The sequence below is a fragment of the Clostridium sp. CM74B_53 genome, assembly GCF_036318045.1.
Lineage (GTDB): Bacteria > Bacillota > Clostridia > Lachnospirales > Lachnospiraceae > Pilosibacter.
Genome location: NZ_JAWQDE010000006.1, coordinates 88,384 through 113,354, shown reverse-complemented (window position 1 = coordinate 113,354; position 24,971 = coordinate 88,384). Strand labels below are relative to the sequence as shown.

The following is a 24,971-nucleotide window of genomic DNA, read 5'->3' as shown; positions in this document are numbered from 1 at the left end:
TTTTTACAGTGACAAAAACGCCGGTGCGACTACCATGACCATCACAACTCCCAGCATGAGAAACATCGGGATCAGAAGTTTTGTGGACGCTTCTTCGCCTTTTCTGAGCGCAAAATCTTTTCTCTGACGGAATGCCGCCTCCATCTCCTCCTCAAGAAGCCTCCTCAGATCCTTTCCCCCTGTGCTCACACTGTTGCCGAGCAGAGACGCAAATTTCATATAACTGCCGATCCCGATCCGACGCCCGAATTCCGCATAGGCCCGGATCTCCGGTGTTCCCGTCTCCATCTGGTTTAATGTCGTCTGCATTTCCCGGTACACAGGATGACGCTCCTGCTGTTTTTTCTTCATTCCATCCATGACCTGTTTCTTCCAGGCCTGTCTCACCGGATATCCGGCTCCCGTTAATACAAGGAAACCGGACAGCAGTTCCGGATAGTCCAGGATCATGTGCTCTTCCCACTGTTTCCGCTTTTCTTTTTCATCACTTTTTTCCTTTAAGAATAAACATAAAGCTGCCGCGATCCCAAGAAAGATCAGACCTCCATTTCCGCCGCCGGATGCCAGACGGTAATGGAGTGGCTGTCCCTCAAAGCTTTCAGGAAGACTGACCGTAGTCTTCTCCAGGTTCTCCCCCGCGAGTTTCTCCAGAAACGCTTCAAATTTCTCCCCCACCGTCTTTTCTTCAGGAAAAACTGTAGCCTTTATCTCTGCCCGCAGGACTGTGGTTCCATTGGATATCCCGGCATCAAGGACCACCTCCTCCCCCGATTCCGGCACTTCAGAGCCGATCAGCCCCATATCGCTCAAAAGCTCCGGTTTTCCGGATTCCCACTGTACCGACAATCCATACGGTTCTAGCCTGCCTGTCAGCTCCAGATCATGGCGCACCTCGGAGAGAGACTCATTCTCCCCCAATATCTCTCCGATCAGGCATTCCATGATCTCCGGAAACTTTTCCTGCATTTCATCTGCCGACATTTTTCGCTCCGGGATCGTGACTGAGATTTCCTCCTCCCTTTCTCCCAGTCCATCCACCAGAAGATCATACTGACGATCTCCTTCGCCGTATCGTTTTCGCTCCAGAATCGCATTTCGCGCCGGATCCCCCAGCTTTCTGTTCACTTCCGCCGCTCCATAGAGCGCAAATCCGGTCACGACACATGCCGCATACTTTCCATACTCTTTCCCGTACTTTTTTAACCTGCCTTTTTCCACCTTCTCACTCATATCTCGATCTCCAGGAAACTTTTTGCCAGCTGACAGGATACCAGATAGATCCCGAGACAGATCGTCATCAGGATCCGTCCTCCCATGGTCGAATACAAAATCTTAAAAAATCCCGGTGACGTAAGTTCAATGTAGACCACGATCAGGATCGGGATCGCGCTCATGATCTTCTGCTCCATCCGCCTCGATGCGGTTGCCGTCAGGATCTCCTCCTGGATCCGAATTTTTTCTCCGATGATCTCCGCGGTCCTGGCGATGATCTTCATCAGTTCCCCGCCGCTTTTTCTCGCTGCAAGAAAAACATCTGAAAATTTTTTCACATCGTCCAGGCCGCTCCGCTTCGCAAAATCCCCCAATGCCTCCTCGAACGTCAGATTCAGGCGCACTTTCCGCAGGATCAGACGGATTTCCTGCGCGATCATGGAATCACTCCCATGGATCTCCTCCATCTCCTTTAAGCTCACCGCAAACGCATTTTCCACCGAATATCCGGCATTCAGTCCCGAGGCCACTGCCAGGATCGCATCCTTAAACTGCCCCCGCAGGGTCTCCAGCCGCCTTTTCTTCAACTGCTTTCTCAACATAAGAGGAAACAGCATTCCAACCGGCAGCAACACCAGAAAAAGCCCTGCATTCCGGTAAAAAACATAGTCCATCACCGCAATGCCAAGAATCCCCTCTGCCCCGTAGATCCCCCATTCTTTTCTGCTCAACTCATACGTCTCATACATCATACGGAGCTTTTCCCTGTGTTTGAGTGCTCCGACCCATTCAAGGCTTCCTTCCACTTTCCTCCTGTCCCCGATCCGGCTCTCCGGGCACTTTGTCTCCCTGAAAGCGAAAAGGGGATTGAGGATGATCTCGCCGTTTTCAAACCGGTCCACCTCCTCGATCGCTGTTATCTTTCTCGTCTTATCCCGCATTCTCGCCACATGCACCATGACATCCACCGCCGACGCGATCTGACTCCGGATCGCCGGAAGCGGCAGATCTGCCGCCATCAGCACCATCGTTTCCAGGCGTGCGAGCATGTCTTTTACACTGTTCGCATGACCGCTGGAAAAGCCGCCGTCATGGCCCGTGTTGAGACTCTGCAAAAGATCCAGCGCCTCTTTTCCGCGCACCTCGCCAACGATAATCCTGTCCGGCCGCATGCGGAGCGCCGCCCGGATCAGCTCCCCGATCCCGATGGCCCCGGCTCCTTCCGCATTCGCGTCCCTCGTCTCTAACCTTACCAGGTTCTCGATATGGCTTAACTGCAGTTCCGCCGCGTCCTCGATCGTGATCACCCGCTCACCGGATGGGATAAACTCTGAGAGTGCATTTAAGAGTGTCGTTTTTCCCGCTCCAGTGCCGCCGCTGACAAAGATGTTGTAGCGCGCCGCAACAAGCGTCTTCAAGAGATCCGCTGCCTCTTTTGAGATGCTTCCGTATTCCATGAGCCGTTCCATCGTCACCGGCTCCGGAAATTTCCGGATCGTCAAGATCGGTCCGTTTAATGCGATCGGTTCGAGGACCACATGGACTCTCGATCCGTCTGACAATCTGGCATTTGCAAGCGGCGTTGATGTATTGACGATCCTGTTCACACTGCTGACGATCTGCTGGATCAGATCTTCCAGCTGCTCCCTGGATTCGAAAGACTTTTCCCACCGCCCGATCTTTCCCCCTGTCTCTACGAATACCTGGTCCGGACCATTTACCATGATCTCTGTCACCCGCGGATCATCCACCAGCTCCTGCAGGATATCAAGACGCCGGAAAGAGTCAAATAACTCCCTGTGGAGTTTCAGCCGTTCCCCCAGAGTCAGCGGGAATTCTCCCGGCTGCTCCTCCAGACAGGCATCCATCTTCCGGTCGATGAGGTCCGCGATCTCTTCATCCGACATCTGCCGCTCATATGTCATCTCCGCCAGGATCTGTTCCCGCAGGATCTTCTTTAATTGTCCCATAAGTTCCTCTGTCCTTTCAGCAGACTCCTGACAAAATCTCCCATATCTCCCCACAGAAGCTCCTGTGGAAAATGTTCCATCCTTCTCCCTCCGGTCACCATCGGCACATGGATCTTCTGGATCTTTTCTGCGACAGCGTTATTTCCCGTTGTCTCCAGATACTCCTCAAATTCACGCATTTTTTCCGCAGAAAACGGATCTTCTCTGATCGGTGCGTAAACGACCTGACATTTTTCCAGCAGCGGCAGGGCATCCCGCCCGTAATCCCCGATATCGAGGACAAGTGTCGTATAATTTCCTTCCCGAAGGATCCGTTCCATGAGATCCGCCATCTCCTGCGCGGTAAGCTGTGCATAATCCTGAGGGATCCGGATCGGCGGGATCCATGCCATATCTCCCAGATAGTAGACAAGTGAGTTCAGCCGTACTATATGAAACCGTTCCTGCTTATAGTAGTAGATAAGGTCCGAGAGATCCCGCTTCCAGCGCTCATTTAACAGACCGGTAAAACCGGTAAAAGTATCCAGCGTCACAAACAGCACCTTTTCCTCTTTTGCCAGGATCTGACCGATCGCCAGCGCCAGACAGGTCTTTCCGCATCTTCCGACCGGCGAATAGACGCCTATGATCCGTCTGGACTGATCCACGCTTCCTGCGGTATTCGGGCGGATCCCCGGGATCTCACTGTAGACCGCCATCACCTCCCGGATAATATCGTCCCCGGACTGGAACTTATAGATTTCTTTCCCTGATTCCATCTGCCGTTCTGTTTCCTCCGACATATAGATCTTCTGTCCGGACGGAATTTCGGAGATATCCCCGGAATCCGTCCGCTCCCCGGAAAGCAGGACATCGATCTCATGTTTCGCGGCATATTCCGCCAGCTTTTCTTTCGAGGTAAACGCCTGTGCAGTGAATACTCCCCGCTCTTTTCTGTTAACATAATCCGACAATCGTTCCGCGTATCTCGTATCCGCGTCATAAACCGCCATCATCTTTTTCATACTTTTTCCTTTCCCCTACCGGAGCAGACCCGGCATATGATCGACAGGACTGGTTTCCCAGCCTTCAAGACTTGCGGTCCTGCCTGCTATCGGATCAGCAGAAACAGACAGTAGCCCGCGAACAGATACGGCCCCAGCCGCATAAGACTTTCCTTTTCAAAATATCCCGGATATTCCGTGATCTTTCCATTGATCCCGGACTCCACCGCAAACCGCGCGATCCTCTCTAACCGCAGCCAGACGGTTCCCTGTCTTGTCATCCTGCAGGCTGCAGATACAGCCGCGATCACAAATCCAAGACCTAAGATAAAGATCCCGTCCCAGAGTCCTGAAAATCCGACAATCAGCCCCATAAGCTTGATATCTCCCGCGCCGATCATCCGGCAGAGAAAAAAGAGATAAAACACAGCGCATGTCCCGGCAAACCGCAGAACGAAGACTCCCGCGGGAATGAGCACAGAGTTTATCTGTGTCTGTCCGTCCACTCTGTTGCCCATGCAGGCCGACACGATCCCGGCTGCGATCCCCAAAAAGCTCTGGATGTGAAAGATCTTTCCATACCTTCAGTCCGTCACGGCCGCAGACAGTAAAATCGTAAATAATATCATGACAGGATCATCTCCTTTCTCAAAAAGGTGAAGAATTCCCAGTACTTTTTCCATATAGATCCTTTGTGAAAATATCTTCACTGATGCCAGACTGGCGGTACTGGTCTTCGTAACATAAAAAGGATTTCATGCCCTGAAAACGGGCATCCGGCGAAGCTACCGGTCATACATCTGCTATTTAGAAATGAAGAACTCATCTCTGAATGTGCCACTATTATCTCTGAATTTTGAGCGAAAGTCAATTTCGTTTTCGTAAAATCAAGGTGACGTTTTTCGTCAATTTTCACCAAAAATTATTATGTCACCTTTCATTTTCCAGAAATGTTGAACAATTCATTGACGTGATTCATGAAAAATGGTAAAATGCAATTAAGTTTAAATTTTTAAACCAAAACCTTCAGGAAAGGAGAGAATTCATGACCTCAGACAATCTTCTGGGCGATATCTTCGAAGAGTGCATTCCTTTATTCATCGCGCTCGGAGACCGGACAAGACTCACGATCCTGCAGTGTCTCTTTGAGACGCAGACCACCGGCGAAAGCCGGATCCCCGGTTTGAACGTCAATGAGATCACAGACCGGACAAGTCTCTCCCGTCCGGCTGTCTCTCATCATTTAAAGATCTTAAAAGATACCGGCCTGATCGATGTTTTAAAAAAAGGCGTCTGCAATTACTACTATCTTACAAACAAAAGCGCCATCGATAAGCTCGGCCGCTTAAAGAAAGAGCTTGAAAAATATCCTGAATCCTGAATATTCCGGATGAATGGATCTCATACTACCAATTACAGGAACCACAGATCTTTCCGCGGACAGGCACGCCGTGCGGCAAACCGGTCTGCAGACAGGATCTGACAAAACAGGGGCGCAGCTGCCCGGATCTGGCAGCGATACGCGCCGGAAATAAAGGAATTGGAGTATGATACGATGTTTTTCTCTAAAAAATCAGCTTCCCAACAGGCATTCAGCCGGGAGACAAATGAACTGAAGCGCCAGATCGAACTCAGCAAAACGGCGATCCTATCCGCCCAGAACCAGTTCGAACAGGTCGTTGACCCGACTCTGGTCGACTGTTACATCTATGAGCTAAACGCTGCGCAGCTCCGGTATCAGTTTCTTCTCCGACGCCTGAAAAAACGGGAGCTTCAGGAGGTCTGATAACCATGCATACCTGGTACGAACAGGCTGTCTTTTACCATATTTATCCCCTCGGACTTCTGGGGGCTGAGAAAACGAATACACTTACAGAAACCGCCCACCGACTCCGTGATCTTGAGACCTGGATCCCGCATATCCGCGCCTTAAACGGCTCCGCGATCTATATCGGTCCGCTCTTCGAGTCATCCACACACGGCTACGACACAAGAGATTTCCGCCTTGTCGACAGGCGCCTGGGCACAAACGAGGATTTCGCCCATTTTGTGCAGCTCTGCCACGAAAACGGGATCCGCGTTGTGGTGGATGGTGTCTTCAACCATACCGGACGCGAATTTTTCGCCTTTCAGGATATCCGGGAAAAACGCGAAGCTTCCCCTTATAAAGACTGGTATCGCGGCGTCAATTTCGGTTGGGGAAGTCCTCTTGGCGATCCGTTCGGCTACGAAGCCTGGCAGGGGCATTTCGAACTTCCGTGTTTAAATTTATGGAATCCGGATGTCCGCCAGTATCTGTTCGATTCGGTTCGCTTCTGGGGCGACAATTTTGATATCGACGGGATCCGTCTGGACTGCGCGAATGTCCTGGATTTCGGGTTCATGAAAGAGCTTCGTGAAAAAACTTCCGCCATGAAACCGGACTTCTGGCTCATGGGCGAGGTGATCCACGGCGAATACAGCCGCTGGGTCAATCCGGAAATGCTGCATTCCGTCACAAATTACGAGCTCCACAAAGCTCTCTACTCTGGTCACAACGACCACAACTACTTTGAGATTGCCCACAATGTGCGGCGCCTGGAGGCAGTCGGGAAATCGCTTTACACCTTCGTGGACAACCACGATGAGGACCGGATCGCAAGCAAGTTAAATCATCCGGCGAACCTCTTTCCGGTGTACCAGCTTCTCTTTACACTTCCGGGAATCCCTTCCATCTACTATGGAAGCGAGTGGGGGATCGAGGGAAAGCGCTCCAGAACATCCGATGAAGTCCTGCGCCCGGCGCTCACTTTATCCGGCATGGACGGAAAAGCTCCGGAACTTATTTCCCACATCGCGGCGCTCGGAAAGATCCATGCGGAACATGACGCATTCCACAGTGGCTCTTATAAAGAACTTCTCCTCACCAACCGGCAGTATGCATTCAGCCGGTCCGGAGAACACGGCACTCTCATCTCCGCCGTCAATAATGATGAGCAGCCGGCATCCATCTCGATCCCGCTGCCATGCGCGGCTTCAGATGCCGTATCCCTGCTGCCCGGGGAAATCCCATTCTCCCTTGAAAACGGCAGACTTTCCGTCACGCTCCCGGCAAACGGCGGCGCGATCTTTAAACTTCAGGAGGTTTAAGTGATGACAAGAACAAAGAAAACCAAGGCTCCTGCCAAAACAAAAGAAATCGGTCTCGGTTTCATCACCGAACTGGACCGTTACCTCTTCGGTCAGGGGACTCATTATAAAATCTTTGAAAAACTCGGTGCTCATCAGAAAACATATAAAGGAAAAAGCGGCATGTATTTTGCCGTCTGGGCTCCGCACGCAAAAGCGGTCGGCGTTGTAGGCGATTTTAACGGCTGGGATCCGGATGCCGCACCAATGTCACCGTTAGCCGACTCGGGGATCTATGAGACATTTATTCCGGGCGTCGGCCTTGGAGAACTCTACAAATTTGCGATCACCACACAGGATGGAAAGATCCTGTTCAAAGCTGACCCGTATGCAGTCCACGCAGAATTCCGTCCGGGAACCGCTTCCATCACGGAAGACATCAGCGGTTTTAAATGGGAAGATGCAGGCTGGATGGACGCGAGAAAAAAAGCTGATCCTGTAAAATCCCCGATGGCGATCTACGAAGTTCATCTCGGCTCCTGGAGAAAGAAAGACCGCCCGCAGAAGGAAGGTTATTATACATATATGGAGGCAGCCCACGAGCTGGCCGACTATGTGAAGAAGATGGGCTACACCCATGTAGAGCTCATGGGAATTGCAGAACATCCTTATGACGGTTCCTGGGGCTACCAGGTCACCGGATACTACGCACCGACCTCCCGTTACGGCACTCCGAAGGAGTTCATGTACTTCGTAAACTACCTTCATAAAAAGGGCATCGGCGTGATCCTGGACTGGGTTCCGGCTCACTTCCCGAAAGACGCCCATGGACTTGCCGACTTTGACGGACAGCCGCTCTACGAGTACGCGGACCCGCGAAAGGGAGAACATCCGGACTGGGGCACAAAGGTCTTTGACTACAGTAAAAATGAGGTTAAAAACTTCCTGATCGCGAATGCCCTCTACTGGGTGGAAAACTTCCACGTCGACGGGCTTCGCGTGGATGCCGTTGCATCGATGCTGTACCTGGATTACGGCCGCAGCGATGGAAACTGGGTTCCGAATAAATACGGCGAGAACAAAAACCTCGAAGCGATCGAGTTCTTCCGCCACTTAAACAGCGTCCTGACCGGACATCTCACCGGCGCCATGATGATCGCCGAAGAGTCCACCGCGTGGCCGGGCGTCACAAAGGCACCGGAGGAAGGCGGCCTCGGCTTTACCTTCAAGTGGAACATGGGCTGGATGCACGATTTCCTGGAGTATATGAAACTCGACCCGTATTTCCGGAAATTCAACCACAACAAGATGACCTTCGGTATCACATACGCCACCAGTGAGAATTATATTTTAACCCTGTCTCACGATGAAGTTGTCCATCTGAAATGCTCCATGATCAACAAGATGCCTGGCTTAAACGGTGACAAGTTTGCGAATCTAAAGGCCGGATATACGTTTATGATGGGACATCCGGGCAAGAAGCTGCTCTTTATGGGACAGGATTTCGGTCAGTATCACGAGTGGGATGAGAAAGTCGCCCTCGACTGGTATCTCGCCGACGAGCCGCTCCACAAAGATCTGCAGAAGTATTATAGCGATCTGCTGCATGTATACCAGAAATATCCGGCATTATGGCAGCTCGATTCCGACTGGAACGGCTTCCAGTGGATCAACGCAAATGACGGCGACCGCAGCATCTTCAGTTTTATCCGCCGCGATGAGACCGGAAAGAAGAATCTCTTATTCATCATCAACTTCACTCCGGTTGCCCGTGACGATTACCGTGTAGGTGTTCCGAAATCCGGAACCTACTCGCTGATCCTGAATTCCGAACACGGACTTTATAAACGCGGAGAGCACGCGTTCTCCGTCCGCTCCAAAAAGAGCGAGTGCGATGGTCAGCCATACTCCTTCGCATATCCGCTGCCGGCGTATGGGGCTGCGATCTTTAAATTTAACTAAAATATCAGAAATTGTCTCACCTTCACAATGGTGAGACAATTTCTGACAAAAAAGGACCTCGCAAAATCCTGAATCATGGATCCGCGAGGTCCTTTTCCCAAAATACTGTCCATTTTCCATGAAAACCAGCCGGACAGCACCTTGTTCATAACCCATACCATCTGCATTTACTGATCGCAATAAACCCTATTCCACATTCTTTGTCGCCACAACGTCCACTCCCGTTCCGGCAACATCCTTCAATATCACATCCCCGATGTGGACCGGAGCTGCGACCTCAACCGTCTTTAACGCTTTCACACAGTCGAAGATTTTTCCTTTCGGAATATCTTCCTTCGTCTTCACCGAAACCATATCGATGCTTCCGCCGGATACCCGCACAGTGGAAGTCACGATCCTCGTCGGATTTGTCACTTCTTTCCGCCCGTAGATCTCGCCGCGCTTGCAGGTATTCCCTGTCACGCTTACGACCTCACCGCCGTCCATCGTCACGACAAGAGGACAGCCCATCGGACATCCGATACATGTTAATCTTCTTTCCTCCATCGCCTATGCCTCCTCGATCTTGATCGTGATCGTCTTCAGATCCGGATACTTCAAAAGATCCGCTTTTTTAAGTTTCAGTTCTTCCATCTCACCCGGTGCTACGACCGGGCGTTTTCTGTGGATCACACGCTCGTCACCGAAATACGCACTCACATAGCAGTTTTTATAGACACCGCCAACACGGAAGCGGACGGTCAGCTCCTCGTCCATTCTCGCCGGATCGATGGTTCCCGGAACTGTGTAGCGCACACCTTCGATCGGATTTAAGACGATCTCATGTCCGCCGGTCGAACGGTTCTCGCCCTGTTTCACATAGGATGCCGCATTCTTTCCGGCAATCGCCGCTTCCTCAGATACAAAATCCACGAGATCATGGACATGAAGTACATTTCCGCAAGCAAAAACTCCCTCAATATTTGTTTCAAGACTCTCATTGACCTTCGGTCCGGATGTCACCGGGTTCATGTCCACACCCATTCCTCTGGATATCTCATTCTCCGGGATCAGTCCGACGGAGAGAAGCAGCGTATCACAGCTGTATTCCTCCTCCGTTCCCGGGATCGGCTTTCCTTTTCCGTCTACCTGCGCCAGCGTAATTCCTTCCAGCCGTTCTTTTCCTCTGATGTCTACAACCGTATGACTTAACTTCAGCGGAATTCCGTAGTCATCGAGACACTGGACGATATTTCTCTTTAAACCGCCGGAATAAGGCATCAGCTCCGCGACAACCTTGACTTTCGCGCCCTCAAGCGTCATACGTCTCGCCATGATGAGACCGATATCTCCGGATCCCAGGATCACGACTTCGCGTCCCGGCATATATCCCTCAATGTTTACAAGCCTCTGAGCCGTACCTGCAGAGAAGATTCCCGCCGGTCGATATCCGGGAATATTTAAAGCGCCTCTCGACCGCTCTCTGCATCCCATTGCGAGGATCACTGCCTTCGCCCGGATCTCGAAGAGACCTTCTTCCCGGTTCATGGCTGTCACGATCTTCTGCTCACTGATATCCATGACCATGGTATTCAGTTTATACTCGATATTTAATTCTTCTGCCTGTTTAATAAACCGTCCCGCGTACTCCGGACCCGTGAGTTCTTCCTTGAAGGTGTGGAGTCCAAAGCCGTTATGAATGCACTGGTTTAAGATTCCGCCTAACTCCCTGTCACGTTCCAGAATCAGAATACTCTCGATTCCGTTTTTCTTCGCGGAAACTGCAGCGGCAAGACCCGCCGGTCCGCCTCCGATGATCACAATATCATACGATTTCATGCTCTGACACCTCCCTTTTATAACGAATCCTTATTGATTCCCTTGACGATCTGCGAGTTTCCGCCGGATTTTGTGATCTCAAACATGCTCTTATGGCATTCTCTCGCAAGGATCTCCATAGTTCTCGGGGAACAGAAGCCTGCCTGGCAGCGCCCCATTCCGGCTCTCGTTCTGCGTTTTACTCCGTCTAAGGATTTTGCACCTAAAGGTCTTCGGATCGCATCAATGATCTCACCTTCCGTGATCATCTCGCATCGGCAGATAATATTTCCGTACTCCGGTTTTTCCTTAATTAACCGGAGCCGTTCTTCCTTGCTTAAAGTATTCGGGTTCAGAACGCCTTTTCTCGTCGCGATAAAGTTCTCTTTTTCCCTGAGATCCATCTTCTCTTTCAGGATATCCGCCACCATCTCACCGATCGCCGGGGAGCTTGTCAGACCCGGAGACTCGATTCCCGCACAGTCGATAAAGCCTTTCGCGTCCTCCAGCTCACCGATCAGGAATTCATGTCCATCCTCATGGGCACGGAGTCCTGCGAAGGAAGTGATCACCTGACGCATCGGAATGTTCTTCACATTCATCTCTGCCTTTGTGATAACCTCATTTAAGCCCTCTCTCGTCGTGTTCGTTCCCTCTTTATTCTCGATATCGATCGCTGTCGGTCCCACCAACAGATTTCCGTGGACCGTCGGTGTCACGAGAACGCCTTTTCCGTATTTTCCGGGAAGAGCAAACACCGTATGGCTCACATGATTTCCGGCAGTTTTATCGAGCAGACAGTAATCTCCACGTCTTGGGGTGATGTGGATCTTCTTGTTGCTCACCATATTGTGGAATTTGTCTGCGTAGACACCCGCCGCGTTCACGACATACCGCGTCTTATACGTGCCCTTGCTTGTCCGGATCTCCCAGCCGTCTTCCACCGGTCTTAAGTCGGTGACCTCCGTATCAAAATGGAATTCTACTCCATTCGCGTTGGCATTTTCCGCCATCGCGATATTTAAGTTAAACGGACATACGATTCCTCCCGTGGGCGCATAAAGAGCTGCACATGCCTCATCGGAAATATTCGGCTCCATTGCCCGAAGTTCTTCCCGGTTTAAGATCCTTAAGCCCGGAACTCCGTTTGTGATTCCTCGTTTATAAAGAGCTTCAAGCCCCGGCATCTCGTCTTCATGCAGGCAGACTACCAGTGAACCATTTCTCTTAAACGGAAAATCCAGATCCTTCGACAGTTGTTCCATCATTTCATTTCCGCGTACATTGAGTTTTGCCATCAGGGAGCCTTCCGCCGCGTCATAGCCCGCATGGACAATGGCGCTGTTTGCCTTGGAAGTACCGCAGCAGACATCCTCCTCTTTCTCCAGCACGCAGATTTTTGCCTGATAGCGCGACAATTCTCTCGCAGATGCCGCCCCGGCTACTCCTGCTCCGATTATGATCACATCATACATTTACCGTTCACTCCTTTACATCCTGTCCCTTTTAGAAGTTTTCCGCCATATCCCACAACCTTGGGGAACCGGCGGCGTCCGTCCTTGAGAGAAAAGAGCCCGCCAAGTAAACGCATACCCTTATGCGGTTATCCTGTCAGGCTCTCTCATCTCACGCCATGATTATCTGATTGTTAAGCTGCACTGCACCGGGCACAGCCCTCTGTTTTTATCCTACCACGGAATCGCTCCATAAAGGAGAACCGCTACGATCGCACCGATGATCGGTCCAACGATCGGAACTACAAGACCGTAAGAGAAGTTGGAATCGCCTTTGTCCTTGATCGGAAGGACTGCATGTGCAAGACGAGGTCCTAAGTCTCTTGCCGGGTTGATCGCGTAACCGGTAAGTCCGCCGAGGGACATACCTACGGAAACGATGATTCCGAATACGAAGAGTTTATCAACACCTGTGGAAAGTCCTGTTACATTGCCGATACCTTTGATCGCGAAAACGAGGATAAATGTACCGACTGCTTCGCTTAAAATGTTTAATCCAGTGTTCGGGATCGACGGACCTGTACAGAATACGCCAAGCTTTGTTCCCGGATCTTCTGTAGCGTCAAACTGTCCCTTGAAGAGCAGGTAAACGATCGATGCGCCGACAAATGCACCTGCCATCTGTGCGATCACATATCCGGGCACCATGGACCATGCGAAACTTCCGTCAACCGCAAGAGCGATCGTGAGCGCAGGGTTAAAGGACGCACCGGAAGCTTCTCCGAAGATAAATGCCGGTACCAGAACTGCAAGGCCCCATGCCAGTGTGATCTGGACAGCTCCTGCACCTTTCATTCCGGACTTGTTAAGGTTTACGTTTGCAACAACACCATCACCGAGGATGATAAGCATCATGGTTCCAAGAAACTCTGCAATATAAGGCAGCATAGAAAATCCCCCTTTTTGTTGTTTTAGGCATCTCCGGCTTTCGTTCCCCTCAAAAGCCGGAGACAGTTTTCTGTTTTTTCAAAACTTTCTGTTTTGTTTCAACAACTTTGAGTAATTATTCCATTCAAGTCCGTTCTCTGCAAGCCGCAATTCTTACCCGAAACCTTTTCCTCATTTTATATCTCGTTTAGTCTTCCTTCGCCCATCCGTAAGCGTATTTCACAGCCTTATTCCAGCCTTTGATCCGTTTTTCTCTCTCAGCGGCTTCGATCTTCGGCTCGAAGGTCTTATCGATTGCCCAGTTCTTGATGACATCTTCCTTGCTGCTCCAGTAACCAACCGCGAGACCTGCAAGATAAGCGGCACCCATAGCTGTCGTCTCTACGCACTGAGGACGGTTCACCGGTGCGTTGATGATATCGGCCTGTGTCTGCATTAAGAAGTCGTTGGCACTTGCGCCGCCGTCAACCTTAAGAGCCGCAAGCTCGATACCGGAATCTGCCTTCATCGCTTCCAGAACGTCGTTTACCTGGTATGCGAGGGATTCCAGAGTCGCACGGATAATGTGGTACTTATTGACACCACGGGTGATTCCTACGATCGTTCCGCGCGCGTACTGATCCCAGTGCGGAGCTCCGAGACCTGTGAATGCCGGTACAACATAGCAGCCGTTCGTATCCTTTACTTTTTTCGCCATGTATTCGGAATCCGGTGCGGAATCGATAATTCTTAACTCATCGCGGAGCCACTGGATCGCAGCGCCTGCAACGAAGATAGAGCCCTCAAGAGCGTAGTTGACTTTTCCGTCTAAGCCCCATGCAATTGTTGTAACAAGACCATTCTTTGAGAAGATCGGCTTCTCACCGGTGTTCATTAACATGAAGCAGCCGGTTCCGTATGTATTCTTTGCCTCGCCAGGATTGAAGCAGGTCTGTCCGAACAGTGCGGACTGCTGGTCACCAGCAGCTCCTCCGATCGGGATCGGTCCGCCGAGGTAAGACGGATCTGTCTCGCCGTAAATGCAGCTTGACGGCTTCGGCTCCGGGAGAATACACTTCGGGATATCGAGTTCCGCTAAGATCTCATCATCCCACTGCAAAGTATTGATATTGAAGAGCATTGTACGGGATGCGTTGGAATAGTCTGTGACATGAACCGCGCCCTTTGTAAGTTTCCAGATCAGCCATGTCTCAACCGTACCGAATAACAGCTCGCCCTTCTCCGCTCTTTCCCTTGCGCCCGGCACATTGTCAAGCAGCCATTTTACCTTAGTTCCTGAGAAGTACGCGTCGATCACGAGACCTGTCTTCTCCCTGAACTTGTCGGTCAGGCCTTTTTCCTTTAAGGTGTCGCAGTATTCCGATGTTCTGCGGCACTGCCATACGATCGCGTGATGGATCGGCTCTCCGGTATTCTTATCCCAGACGATCGTTGTCTCACGCTGGTTCGTGATACCGATGGCCGCGATATCCGCCGCGGTGGCACCGATCATATTCATTGCCTCTACGGCAACCCCCAGCATACTTGCCCAGATCTCGTCCGCATCGTGCTCTACCCAGCCCGGCTTCGGGAAGTACTGAGTAAACTCTCTCTGCGCTACACTGCACATCTCACCTTTTTCGTTGAACAGGATACACCTGTTGCTGGTTGTCCCCGCGTCGAGTGCCATTACATACTTTGCCATACCAATTCCTCCTTCAATATAGTTTTTCCCATGCTTTATCTCAACTGCCCTTTTCCCGGCGTTGAAACAGCTTGTGTTATCAGTCTATTCACAACTTCCAGACTTCATGATTCGTAGATGAAACTGCCATCGCTCCTGCTGAGAGGGCGCTCATAACGGATTCTTTCTCGGAGATCAGTCCACCCGCGATGATCGGCGCTTTCGACACCTTACACATCTTTGAGATGACCTGCGGCATGATTCCCGGAAGAACCTCGATATAATCCGGCTTCACCTGATGCTGCTGCTGTCTTAAATTTTCATACGCCATGGAATCCAGTAAAAAGCACCTCTGGACCGTTATGAAATTCAGTTCATTTCCCCTTCTGATCAGTGGGACCTTTGTACTAATGATCCCGTCTGCCTCTGTCGACATTTTAATGAAGTCCACCACGATCTCCTTGCTGCTTAAGCCCACGATCAGGTCTACATGCACGATTGCGATCTTCCCAGCGTCCTTTAGGCGTTTTACGATCGTCCGGATCGTACAGATATCGCCGAACAGGACGAATACCACTCGGATCTCTTCCAGAGAACAGCAAAGTTCCAGATCATCCATGTTTTTGATCGCTGCGATGATCGGGGTTTCTTCCAATGCCTGATAAAAATAATGTTTCACTAAACTTTTCTCCATTTCTCAAAAAGAAAAGGAGCGCACCAAGCAACAGCTAATCGTTAGCTGATTACATTTTGCTCTCCTATCACGGCTTCTTTTTTAAGTTAACTCAATCATAGCACATTGCACAATTATTATCAACCATTTCACATTAAAATATATATTTTGTACAATTCTCACAAAGTTTTCTATATTTTTTTATTGTTTTAACCTCTTGCGCGATTATTTATTCTTCTATTTCACAACATTATACACAAATTTTTACGTTCGTATTTTTTTACCTATGTCACTGCATCAAAGCGCCGCGTCGTACCAAAAGCTTTTCTGAATCGAAAATTCTGTACAATACAGTAACTCCTTTGTTACTTTTCATGGGTAGAAATTTTCTGAACTGAAAATTCCGTATGATACCGTTATGGCCGCGGATTTTGCCGATTCGGAATGCGAAGCATCGGCAAAATCCTGTTACAGTGCGCGGGCATAGAGTACCCGTGTACTGTAACACCCCTTTACATTTCTACATAAAAATTTAAGAACGTTCCTTATGTTTTTGCGTCATTTTTATGCTATACTGGATTATGATGTATTTTTTCTTTGATTTGATTTTTTCGTAACTGGAAATATGGTCAGTTACGATTTTTCATCTTTTATTATGTCTGATATGAGGAGGAATCGATTATGCCAACCATTCTCGTCTGCGATGACGACAAACAGATCGTAGAGGCGATCAATATTTATCTGACCGGCGAAGGTTTCAATGTAATTAAGGCCTACGACGGCTACGAAGCACTGGAGCTTCTGGAGAAGAATGAAGTAAACTTAATGATCGTGGATGTCATGATGCCGGGTCTCGACGGGATCCGCACCACACTTAAGGTCCGCGAGACCAGCAGTATCCCGATCATCATCCTCTCCGCGAAATCTGAGGATACCGACAAGATCTTAGGCTTAAATATCGGCGCTGACGACTATATCACAAAGCCGTTTAACCCATTAGAGCTGGTAGCCCGCGTAAAATCTCAGCTCCGCCGCTACACCCAGCTCGGAAATTTAAACCAGCAGGGCAGCTCCCAGGTCTACAAGTGCGGCGGACTGATGATCAACGATGAGAACAAGGAAGTTACCGTCGACGGAGATCCAATCAAGCTGACCCCCATCGAGTACAACATCCTGCTTCTTCTCGTGAAGAACGCGGGGAAGGTTTTCTCTATTGACCAAATTTACGAAAAAATCTGGAATGAAGACGCAATTGGCGCAGATAACACTGTTGCCGTCCACATCCGCCATATCCGCGAGAAAATCGAGATCAACCCGAAAGAGCCCCGCTACTTAAAGGTCGTCTGGGGCGTCGGGTATAAGATCGAGAAACAGTAAGGAGAGTCCAGATGGCAGAAAAAAAGACAAACTCATTTTTCAAGCGTCTCGTCGGCTTCCTTCACTTTCTCTTTGCCTGCGTGACACTCGTCGGAATCGGGTTCATGTATTTAAACAGCAACTACGGCCGGGGTCTCGACTGGATCAAGACGGAGACCTTTGAACAGTCCCCGGATTTCAGCAAAAAAGTCCAGGCAGATATCACAAATATCTTCGATTATGTCCAGTATCAGGATATTTTCGAGGTAAACGGTGAGGTCGACTACTCCCAGGTCGTCCTGGAAGTCACCACGGGACCTGGCGGTGAGAAATCCTACACTCTGGACGATATTATCCAGTACGGAAAATCCCTGGGCTACTACATGGACGAGTCCGACAACTACGCGTTAAAGGGCGGTCCGGAGACTCTGTCCGAGGAAGACCAGGAACAGGTCTATGTCCGCTACCGCTGCTACCAGTCTGAGGAAGACTTAACGAGCCCGGATCAGTCTTTCTCGACGATGCCGGACCTGACGTATGAGATCTTAAGGCGTTTCTCTTCCTACTACTCGATCTACTCGAGACTCATGAGCGACTTTACGAATCTCTATTTCCGCGTGGCGTACTACTCAAAAAATAATGCGATCTATGAGATCCATACCAACGCGCCGGAGATGTCCAACGATGACATTATGGCTATGGGAAGATATATCTACTATTCCGGAGACTCCAACGACCTTGCGGTCCGGACGAACTTCGAATCCAACTTTCCGAGTATCCCGGCGCTGATGTCGAAAAATAACCCGTACAACGGCAACAGCTACTATGTGGTCATCGGTCTCGACACATCCTATAAGGCGAACGATGACTATGCTCAGGCATATACCGCCTATAATAAGTCCCGCGTGAATTTCTCCAACGGACTTTATATTACGATCGCGGGACTTGCCGGTTCCCTCGTGACCTTCGCATTCCTGCTGTTTCTGTCCGGACATGCATCGATCTCTGACCGGACCATCACGCTTTACCCATTTGACCGGACAAAAACGGATTTCATGCTGCTCCTGATGGCATTCGTGTCCTACCTCTGCATCCACATCATGGCGCCGGTGACATCAAAGCTCCTGCACCTGGTAGTGACATCAGATTACTGGGACCGCGCGAACCTGCTGGTGGCCTTCGGATACCTGTATTTCTGCGTCATCCTGACCTTCTTCAGCCTGATCCGCAGATACAAGGCGGAGACACTCTGGAAGAACAGCTTTCTGCATGATCTTACAGAAACACTCTCCGAGAGCACGTTCCGCTACCGGATCACAATAGGCTTTGTGCTGTATCTTGCATACAACGTATTCATGATCACCGTGGGGGCATTCATGATCTTCCATCATGAAAATTCCGTTTTCCAGTTCATGCCGTTCATCTTCGTGATGATCGCCTGGATCGCCGGAAACCTTCTGGTATTCTACTTTATCTACCGGAATGCGGACCAGACGGACAAGATCCATGCCGCCATCGAAAAACTCGCCTCCGGGGAGACGAGCTACAAGGTGGACGTAAACGATTTCTCGAGCCTGGAGGCAGAGCTTGCCGAAGGTTTAAACCGCATCAGCGACGGTCTCGAGACTGCGCTTGCCGAGCAGGTAAAGAGCGAACGCCTGAAAGCCGATCTGATCACGAACGTCTCCCACGATATCAAGACGCCGCTGACTTCCATCATCAACTATGTGGACCTCATCAAGCGCCAGCATATCGAAGATCCGACCGTTCAGAAATATCTGGAAGTCCTGGATCAGAAATCCCAGCGTTTAAAGACGCTGACCGAGGATCTTGTCGAGGCATCCCGCGCAAGCTCCGGAAATATCAAGCTTGAGATTGCGAGCATCGACTTCGTGGAACTCGTCCAGCAGACGACCGGCGAATTTGAGGAAAAATACGCGATCCGCCACCTCGAGCTCGTCAATACGCTTCCGAACGAGGTTATCATGATCGAGGCGGACGGACGGCGGTTATGGCGCGTCCTTGAAAACCTCTACAACAACGCATTTAAATATGCCTTGGAGGGAACCCGCGTCTACGTCACCATCGAGGACCACGGCGCCGACGTTGTCTTCACGATCAAAAATGTGTCCGCGAACCCATTAAATATCAGCCCGGATGAGCTGACCGAGCGATTCGTCCGCGGTGATGTCTCCCGAACTACCGAAGGTAGCGGTCTTGGGCTTTCCATCGCGAAGGACCTCACCACACTTCAGGGCGGAAAGTTCGAGCTGATCATCGATGGCGACCTGTTTAAGGCGCAGATCACGTTTCCGATCAAAAACTAAATAGCTTCTTATAAACAGAGAGCGTACCACCTTTTTTAGGCAATACGCTCTCTGTTTATATCTTATGTATTGAAATCTCTCAGATCATCAGCACAAACGAAGCCAACATCGCGATCCTCGGAATATACTGGTCGATCAGGATGTACTCGTTTGCGGAGTGGGCCCCGTCACCGGCTGCGCCGAGACCGTCAAGGGTCGGGATACCCAGAGCAGACACCTCGTTTCCATCGCTGCCGCCGCCCACAAACTGATGGGAAAACTTAAGCCCGACCTTCTCGCCGCAGATCTTCGCCTTCTCAAAGAGCGCCATGTTCGCCTCCGTCTCCTCCATCGGCATCTTGCTGTCCCGTTCGATGACTTCCCTTGTGGTTCCCGGAACCGTCGTCCTGATCTCGTTGATCGCCTTGCGGATCCTGTCGCCCTCGGCGGCTGTCTTTACACGGCAGTCGATCTCGATCTCTGCCTCTGCCGGGACAACGTTCGGTTTTGTACCGCCGCTGCAAACGCCCACATTGACGGTAGTTCCAGCCTCGTAATCTGTCAGTTTCTGGATTGCGAGGATCTCATGCGCCAGTTCCTCGATGGCGTTGATCCCCTCTTTATGGGCATTTCCTGCATGGGATGCCTTTCCATGAATCCTTACGGTAAAACGGACAAGGCCTTTTCTTCCTGTCTTTAAATCTCCGTTCGCTGTACACGGCTCGCAGACAAGCGCCGCCTTCGCGTCCTTCGCAAGCTCACAAATGATATCGGTGGACTCAGCACTTCCGGTCTCCTCGTCACCATTAAAGATGAATTCCAGCCTCTTTCCCGGATCGATCCCAAGATCCTTATATGCCTTTACAGTCCAGATCGCGGAAATAAGTCCGCCTTTCATGTCATAAACACCCGGTCCGTGGAGCTCATTTCCTTCTGTATAATACTTCAGCGCACCGATGAGATGTACGGTGTCATAATGACCGATAAACAGGATCTTCTCCGTACCCTTTCCATACTGGAACCGCACCGGACAGTGTCCGTTCTCCGCTTCGTAGACAAAGCTGTCCTCTCCTGTGCGCTCCTTGATCAGCATGATCAGCTTTTCCCGCACCTTTGCCAGAGCCTCAATATCTGAAGTGCTGGCCTCTGTCAGGACTAGAGATTTTAAGTCCTCAAAGATCTCCGTCTCATGTTCTTTTAAGTAAGCAAGTATTTTCTGTTCCATGATTTCTGTCCTTTCTTCTGTAATTGATACTGTATGCCCTTCCGGCCAACCAGATCGATCCGTTTTCATTTTACATCAAATCTGAACCATCGGAACTATTTTTTCATATTTCATAAAATCTGCCTGCACTTTTGTACAGCATTTCTCAGTCCGGAGATTTCCTATCCGTATATTACTTCTTTATCACGCGGACCTTCTTCCATTTTCCTGTCAGATACCATCCAAACGAGATCACATAATTCGCGGCCCAGCCAAGGGGAACCGCCATCCATGCTACCTGGATTCCATAAATCGGCGCAAACAGGTTCGTCACGCTGACACGGATCGCGAGATTCACGAGGTTTGCCACCGTAAATGCCGTCACATCACCTGCGCCGCGCAGCAGACCGTCCGTGGACGCCTTGAGGCCGATAAACGAGTAGAAAAACGATAAGAACTTCACATAACTGAGTCCCACCGAGTATGCCTCACTGCTGCCGCTGTCAAGAAACAGGGACACGAATGCGCCTCCTGCCAGCTGGTACATCACGCAGAGCACAGCACCCGCCGTCAGGACGATCACATAGCACATCCGGTAACCTTCCTTCACCCGGTCGATCTTTCCAGCCCCCATATTCTGGGCTGTGAAGGTTGACATAGCATTTCCCATGGCCAACATCGGCACGATACTCAAGGACTCGATCCGCATGCCTGCGGAGTATCCGGCGATTGCCGTGGAGCCGAAGCTGTTGATCACAGACTGGACCAGCAAAATTCCGATCTGTACGATGGACTGCTGCAGCGTGGACGGAACGGCGATCTTCACCATGGAGACCGCCATCTCTCCGCTGTAGAGACGCACCGGCTCCTCGGCAGGATACCCCTTTAGCTTCCGCATCAAAAGAAGGAAGGAGATCACCGCCGAGATTCCCTGTGCGATCAGTGTCGCCAGCGCAACGCCCCGGACACCCTGCTTGAAAACGATCACAAGGATCATGTCCAACGCGATGTTTAACAGGGAAGAAAAGATCAGAAGGTACAGCGGCTTCTTTGAATCTCCCAACGCGTTGAAGATCGATGCCTGAACGTTATACATGAACAGGAACGGCAGTCCGATAAAGTAGATCGCCAGATACAGCGCCGCGTCGGAGAAGATATCCTCCGGTACGTTGACGAGATTCAGGATCCGGTTGTTGAACAGGATCCCCACTGCTGCCAGAAACGCCGCAATCCCAAGGAAATTGAACATCGTCGTGTAGACTGCCGTCTTCATCTTCGCGAGTTTTCCCGCCCCCAGGAACTGGGAGATCACCACAGAGCTTCCGATTCCGCCGCCGATGGCGATGGCGATAAAGACGTTCGTGATCGCATAGGATGCGCCAACCGCCGCTAACGCCTGTTCCCCGACGAATTTTCCTACCACTACTGAGTCCGTGATGTTGTAAAACTGCTGAAAAAGATTTCCGAGTATCATCGGAAGCACGAAGAAAAGCAGGGATTTTCCCGGATTGTCCGTCAGCATGTCATATTTTTTTCTTGTCTCTTTCATGTCTGTCAAAACGTAATGATGGAAGCCAATGCCAGTTTCGCTCTGGAAAACAGCGTCTCAGCTACCGCATACTCCTCCATTGAATGATTGTTCGCTCCCTTGACGCCCATGGCGCAAACTACCGGAACGCCTTCCGCCGCAGCCAGGCAGGAATCGGACCATCCGCCGACTTTCTTTGTCTGCAGCTTTCCGTAACCGATCATGTCTGCCGCCTTCTGGACATGGCGGAAAAGCTCCAGATTTTTCTCCGATACCAGCATTACCGTACTCGGCTTCGTCCAGGTCACATCTGCCGTCGTGTCCGGGACAGTTCTCGTCTCCGCAATCTTTTTGATCGTCTGAAGTGTTTCCTCAAGGCGCTCAAAGCTGTCGTAGCGGATATCGATTCCAACCTCACAGGACGCAGCCACTGCGTTTGCAACCGTTCCGCCCTGGATCACACCTACATTCACAAAAAGTCCATGTTCAAAGTCATGAAGTTTCTGGATCTCGATGACCTTATGCGCCATCTCCAAAATTGCGTTTCTTCCGCGCTGTGGATCATTTCCAGCATGGGCCGCGACTCCGTGAACGGTGAGTGTCACACGGCAGGAACCTTTTCTTCCGACAACGAGTCCGTCATCGATAAATCCCGTCTCAAAGTTGAATGCCGCCGCGCATCCCGCGCAGAGTTTCCGGATCTCTGACTCCGCATTTGTCTGACGGTGTCCGTTCTCCTCATCTCCCGCAAAGACAACGCGGATCGGGCGTTTCCCATATCCATATTCATGGAGCGCTTTTAAAATATAGACAGCGATCACAAGTCCCGCCTTCATATCCAGAACTCCCGGTCCGTGGGCATTTCCGTTCTCATCGATGCGGAACGGATTTTTCTCCAGCGTGCCTTTCGCGAATACCGTGTCCATGTGTCCGATCAGGACGATGGGCTGGCCTGCTGCCTCTTTATGCCATACGCCTGTCAGGAGGTTTCCGAAACGTTCCATCGGGATCACAGCTGTCTCCACTCCGGCACTTTCCAGTTCATCCTTTAAGACCGCACCTACCCGGTCAACGCCCTCTTTATCCGGGGTTCCGCTTTCGATAGAAACGATCTTTTCCCATAGCGACAGCATCTCGTCCCTGTGACGGTCTATATACGCGGATGTCTTCACGATTAGTTCTCTGTCTTCCATAGCCTGCATCCTCCTTGTCATTTTATTCATCTATGATATAACAAACATACTGAAATGAAAATACTGAAAATCTATAAAAATCGGGAATTCCGCCCGACGGTAACACCTTCCCGGTTACACGCTTGACTTCTGCGTCTCTGCGAATTATAATGAGTAAATTAAACCTACCATTTTACTATGAAGATATGGCCGCCCGTACGAGGCTGCTAAGATAAACGCTCCGCGAGGATGCGCAGTGATTCTGTTAGGAATATGTCAACTTCTCTGACCAGAATCACGCGGCAAGTCTCACGGACGTTCAACTTGAGAATATGAAAGGACGGAGAATTCCTTATGAACAACACGATCAACGTTTCCATAGACTGCGTTCCGGCCGCACTCCGGGAATTTTTTGCGGAGCATTCTACCATCGCTCTTGCTTTTTCCGGCGGAACGGATTCCTCTTATCTTCTCTATGCCGCAAAGGCCTGCGGAGCAAATGTACATGCCTACTATGTCTCCACTCCGTTCCAGCCGCAATTTGAGTTAGATGACGCGAAGCTTCTCGCTGAATCGTTACACGCGGACATGACGGTCCTGCCCTTTGATGTGCTGACGGATAAAGTCGTAAAGAGCAATCCGAAAGACCGCTGTTACTACTGCAAGAATCAGGTATTCAGCGGAATCCTGAAAGCCGCAAAGGAGGACGGCTTTACCGAGATCATGGACGGAACGAATGCCTCCGATGACGCCGGTGACCGCCCGGGCATGCGCGCTTTAAAAGAAATGAAGGTACTGTCCCCGCTGCGCCTTTCCAGAGTGACAAAAACGGCACTCCGGGAATACTCCCGAAATGCCGGATTATTTACATGGAACAAGCCCGCCTACGCCTGTCTTGCGACGAGAGTTCCATCGGGAATTTCCATCGAATCTTCTGTATTAAAGGATGTGGAATGGGCGGAGAAATCCCTCTCCGACCTTGGATTCCGTGACTTCCGCGTCCGCGTGTACCCGGATCCTGCTGCCGGTGATACAAACCCCGACGCGCCGTGGTGTGCGAAGCTCCAGCTCACCGAGGACATGATCCCGAAGCTTATGGAGCAGCGGAAGGAGATCTGCGCGCTCTTAAAGCAGAGATTTAAGGATGTGACACTGGATCTTGTGGCGAGAACACCGTCGATGTAGGGAACGTCTCCCACATCTGTACATCAGATCTAATGCTCTGTATACGCAGATCAGCTAAAGTCTATAAAACAAGGAACGAGTATAACCGGCTTAACTTCACCGGTCATACTCGCTCTTAAAATATTTTTCACCCCGGAAACTTCCGGGCCTTTTTGTATACAGGATTTCTCTCTATGTCACCTCATTCAGCCACGCTACTGCCGCTTTGATCCCGTCCTCGCTGAACTCAAATTCCTGATACGTCTTTTTTTCATCTTCCGTCACAGAAAAAATAAACGGCCCCGGCCAGGTGACCGCCTGAATCTTATCCGGCTCGCCTTCCTCTCCGCTGATCTTCCGGATCATAAAATTCGTTCCCTTTTCACTTCCGGTAAATACTGTTTTCTTTAAATACGGAATGGAGATCATTCCTGTCAGATCGATCATAACAACCTCTTTTCTTCTTTTCCA

21 protein-coding genes are annotated in these 24,971 nt (G+C 50.5%); 7 read left to right on the top strand and 14 right to left on the bottom strand.

Annotated features, from left to right (window positions below; all coding sequences use genetic code 11):
- Positions 1-3 precede the first annotated feature (3 nt).
- The 4 genes from V2546_RS07130 to V2546_RS07110 form a co-directional block, all read right to left on the bottom strand.
- Positions 4-1,230 (bottom strand): hypothetical protein, encoded by a 1,227-nt coding sequence (locus tag V2546_RS07130; RefSeq protein WP_329751936.1) that lies wholly within the window; start codon positions 1,228-1,230, stop codon positions 4-6.
- Complete coding sequence (locus V2546_RS15700) at positions 1,227-3,182, bottom strand: TadA family conjugal transfer-associated ATPase (protein ID WP_486463572.1); 1,956 nt, start codon at positions 3,180-3,182, stop codon at positions 1,227-1,229. The genes V2546_RS07130 and V2546_RS15700 overlap by 4 nt, the downstream gene beginning before the upstream one ends.
- Complete coding sequence (locus V2546_RS07115; protein ID WP_142410694.1) at positions 3,170-4,186, bottom strand: P-loop NTPase family protein; 1,017 nt, start codon at positions 4,184-4,186, stop codon at positions 3,170-3,172. Before V2546_RS07115 ends, V2546_RS15700 begins: the two co-directional genes overlap by 13 nt.
- 86 nt (positions 4,187-4,272) lie before the next feature.
- Entirely contained in the window at positions 4,273-4,539 is a 267-nt protein-coding gene (locus V2546_RS07110) for a hypothetical protein (RefSeq protein WP_142410695.1), read from the bottom strand.
- A gap of 671 nt (positions 4,540-5,210) precedes the next feature.
- Here V2546_RS07110 and V2546_RS07105 point away from each other — a divergent pair.
- From V2546_RS07105 to glgB, 4 genes are all read left to right on the top strand, one after another.
- Positions 5,211-5,546, top strand: coding sequence for an ArsR/SmtB family transcription factor (locus V2546_RS07105; RefSeq protein WP_118531285.1), 336 nt, complete (start codon positions 5,211-5,213; stop codon positions 5,544-5,546).
- A gap of 174 nt (positions 5,547-5,720) precedes the next feature.
- Positions 5,721-5,951, top strand: a complete 231-nt coding sequence (locus V2546_RS07100) for a YaaL family protein (RefSeq protein ID WP_118297602.1) — start codon at positions 5,721-5,723, stop codon at positions 5,949-5,951.
- 5 nt (positions 5,952-5,956) lie between these two features.
- Positions 5,957-7,294, top strand: a complete 1,338-nt coding sequence (locus tag V2546_RS07095) for an alpha-amylase family glycosyl hydrolase (protein ID WP_329751935.1) — start codon at positions 5,957-5,959, stop codon at positions 7,292-7,294.
- A gap of 3 nt (positions 7,295-7,297) precedes the next feature.
- Entirely contained in the window at positions 7,298-9,235 is a 1,938-nt protein-coding gene (gene glgB / locus V2546_RS07090; RefSeq protein ID WP_329751934.1) for a 1,4-alpha-glucan branching protein GlgB, read from the top strand.
- Positions 9,236-9,421: 186 nt separating this feature from the next.
- Here glgB and V2546_RS07085 read toward each other — a convergent pair whose 3' ends face one another.
- From V2546_RS07085 to V2546_RS07060, 6 genes are all read right to left on the bottom strand, one after another.
- Complete coding sequence (locus V2546_RS07085; protein ID WP_118297605.1) at positions 9,422-9,781, bottom strand: DUF1667 domain-containing protein; 360 nt, start codon at positions 9,779-9,781, stop codon at positions 9,422-9,424.
- A gap of 3 nt (positions 9,782-9,784) precedes the next feature.
- Positions 9,785-11,053 carry an FAD-dependent oxidoreductase gene (locus V2546_RS07080; protein ID WP_329751933.1) on the bottom strand — a complete coding sequence of 423 codons (1,269 nt, stop codon included), beginning with the start codon at positions 11,051-11,053 and terminating at the stop codon, positions 9,785-9,787.
- A gap of 17 nt (positions 11,054-11,070) precedes the next feature.
- Positions 11,071-12,507 (bottom strand): NAD(P)/FAD-dependent oxidoreductase, encoded by a 1,437-nt coding sequence (locus tag V2546_RS07075; RefSeq protein WP_215704464.1) that lies wholly within the window; start codon positions 12,505-12,507, stop codon positions 11,071-11,073.
- A 213-nt stretch (positions 12,508-12,720) separates the two neighbouring features.
- A complete protein-coding gene (locus tag V2546_RS07070; RefSeq protein WP_142410700.1) occupies positions 12,721-13,434 on the bottom strand; it encodes an MIP/aquaporin family protein in 714 nt (237 codons plus the stop codon).
- 187 nt (positions 13,435-13,621) lie between these two features.
- On the bottom strand, positions 13,622-15,118 hold the full coding sequence (gene glpK / locus V2546_RS07065) for a glycerol kinase GlpK (protein ID WP_142410701.1): 1,497 nt from the start codon (positions 15,116-15,118) through the stop codon (positions 13,622-13,624).
- Between the two features lie 88 nt (positions 15,119-15,206).
- On the bottom strand, positions 15,207-15,776 hold the full coding sequence (locus tag V2546_RS07060; protein ID WP_021904038.1) for a glycerol-3-phosphate responsive antiterminator: 570 nt from the start codon (positions 15,774-15,776) through the stop codon (positions 15,207-15,209).
- A gap of 675 nt (positions 15,777-16,451) precedes the next feature.
- Between V2546_RS07060 and V2546_RS07055 the strand changes: the two genes are divergently transcribed.
- Both V2546_RS07055 and V2546_RS07050 read left to right on the top strand, forming a co-directional pair.
- Positions 16,452-17,147: a response regulator transcription factor gene (locus V2546_RS07055; RefSeq protein ID WP_329751931.1), complete on the top strand. Its 696-nt coding sequence runs from the start codon at positions 16,452-16,454 to the stop codon at positions 17,145-17,147.
- An 11-nt stretch (positions 17,148-17,158) separates the two neighbouring features.
- The gene (locus V2546_RS07050) at positions 17,159-19,453 is read left to right on the top strand and encodes a HAMP domain-containing sensor histidine kinase (protein ID WP_329751930.1); all 2,295 of its coding nucleotides are present in this window, start codon (positions 17,159-17,161) and stop codon (positions 19,451-19,453) included.
- Positions 19,454-19,532: 79 nt separating this feature from the next.
- Here the strand turns inward: V2546_RS07050 and V2546_RS07045 are convergent, their stop codons facing one another.
- The 3 genes from V2546_RS07045 to V2546_RS07035 all read right to left on the bottom strand — a co-directional run bounded on the left by V2546_RS07045 (position 19,533) and on the right by V2546_RS07035 (position 23,357).
- Positions 19,533-20,657, bottom strand: a complete 1,125-nt coding sequence (locus V2546_RS07045; RefSeq protein WP_329751929.1) for a M20 family metallopeptidase — start codon at positions 20,655-20,657, stop codon at positions 19,533-19,535.
- Between the two features lie 172 nt (positions 20,658-20,829).
- Positions 20,830-22,158 (bottom strand): MATE family efflux transporter, encoded by a 1,329-nt coding sequence (locus tag V2546_RS07040; protein WP_329751928.1) that lies wholly within the window; start codon positions 22,156-22,158, stop codon positions 20,830-20,832.
- Positions 22,159-22,190: 32 nt separating this feature from the next.
- Positions 22,191-23,357 (bottom strand): M20 family metallopeptidase, encoded by a 1,167-nt coding sequence (locus tag V2546_RS07035; protein ID WP_215701932.1) that lies wholly within the window; start codon positions 23,355-23,357, stop codon positions 22,191-22,193.
- Between the two features lie 333 nt (positions 23,358-23,690).
- Between V2546_RS07035 and larE the strand changes: the two genes are divergently transcribed.
- A complete protein-coding gene (gene larE / locus V2546_RS07030) occupies positions 23,691-24,521 on the top strand; it encodes an ATP-dependent sacrificial sulfur transferase LarE (RefSeq protein ID WP_215701933.1) in 831 nt (276 codons plus the stop codon).
- Between the two features lie 171 nt (positions 24,522-24,692).
- Here larE and V2546_RS07025 read toward each other — a convergent pair whose 3' ends face one another.
- The gene (locus V2546_RS07025) at positions 24,693-24,947 is read right to left on the bottom strand and encodes a hypothetical protein (protein WP_215701934.1); all 255 of its coding nucleotides are present in this window, start codon (positions 24,945-24,947) and stop codon (positions 24,693-24,695) included.
- Between the last annotated feature and the right edge of the window lie 24 nt (positions 24,948-24,971).

Coding starts and splice junctions, on each gene's coding strand:
- V2546_RS07075 (WP_215704464.1), bottom strand. CDS start 12,507: ATGTATGATGTGATCATAATCGGAGCAGGAGTAGCCGGGGCGGCATCT.
- V2546_RS07110 (WP_142410695.1), bottom strand. CDS start 4,539: ATGGGGCTGATTGTCGGATTTTCAGGACTCTGGGACGGGATCTTTATC.
- glgB (WP_329751934.1), top strand. CDS start 7,298: ATGACAAGAACAAAGAAAACCAAGGCTCCTGCCAAAACAAAAGAAATC.
- V2546_RS15700 (WP_486463572.1), bottom strand. CDS start 3,182: ATGGGACAATTAAAGAAGATCCTGCGGGAACAGATCCTGGCGGAGATG.
- V2546_RS07050 (WP_329751930.1), top strand. CDS start 17,159: ATGGCAGAAAAAAAGACAAACTCATTTTTCAAGCGTCTCGTCGGCTTC.
- V2546_RS07045 (WP_329751929.1), bottom strand. CDS start 20,657: ATGGAACAGAAAATACTTGCTTACTTAAAAGAACATGAGACGGAGATC.
- V2546_RS07085 (WP_118297605.1), bottom strand. CDS start 9,781: ATGGAGGAAAGAAGATTAACATGTATCGGATGTCCGATGGGCTGTCCT.
- V2546_RS07095 (WP_329751935.1), top strand. CDS start 5,957: ATGCATACCTGGTACGAACAGGCTGTCTTTTACCATATTTATCCCCTC.
- V2546_RS07035 (WP_215701932.1), bottom strand. CDS start 23,357: ATGGAAGACAGAGAACTAATCGTGAAGACATCCGCGTATATAGACCGT.
- larE (WP_215701933.1), top strand. CDS start 23,691: ATGAACAACACGATCAACGTTTCCATAGACTGCGTTCCGGCCGCACTC.
- V2546_RS07025 (WP_215701934.1), bottom strand. CDS start 24,947: ATGATCGATCTGACAGGAATGATCTCCATTCCGTATTTAAAGAAAACA.
- V2546_RS07080 (WP_329751933.1), bottom strand. CDS start 11,053: ATGAAATCGTATGATATTGTGATCATCGGAGGCGGACCGGCGGGTCTT.
- V2546_RS07100 (WP_118297602.1), top strand. CDS start 5,721: ATGTTTTTCTCTAAAAAATCAGCTTCCCAACAGGCATTCAGCCGGGAG.
- V2546_RS07130 (WP_329751936.1), bottom strand. CDS start 1,230: ATGAGTGAGAAGGTGGAAAAAGGCAGGTTAAAAAAGTACGGGAAAGAG.
- V2546_RS07105 (WP_118531285.1), top strand. CDS start 5,211: ATGACCTCAGACAATCTTCTGGGCGATATCTTCGAAGAGTGCATTCCT.
- V2546_RS07055 (WP_329751931.1), top strand. CDS start 16,452: ATGCCAACCATTCTCGTCTGCGATGACGACAAACAGATCGTAGAGGCG.
- glpK (WP_142410701.1), bottom strand. CDS start 15,118: ATGGCAAAGTATGTAATGGCACTCGACGCGGGGACAACCAGCAACAGG.
- V2546_RS07040 (WP_329751928.1), bottom strand. CDS start 22,158: ATGCTGACGGACAATCCGGGAAAATCCCTGCTTTTCTTCGTGCTTCCG.
- V2546_RS07115 (WP_142410694.1), bottom strand. CDS start 4,186: ATGAAAAAGATGATGGCGGTTTATGACGCGGATACGAGATACGCGGAA.
- V2546_RS07070 (WP_142410700.1), bottom strand. CDS start 13,434: ATGCTGCCTTATATTGCAGAGTTTCTTGGAACCATGATGCTTATCATC.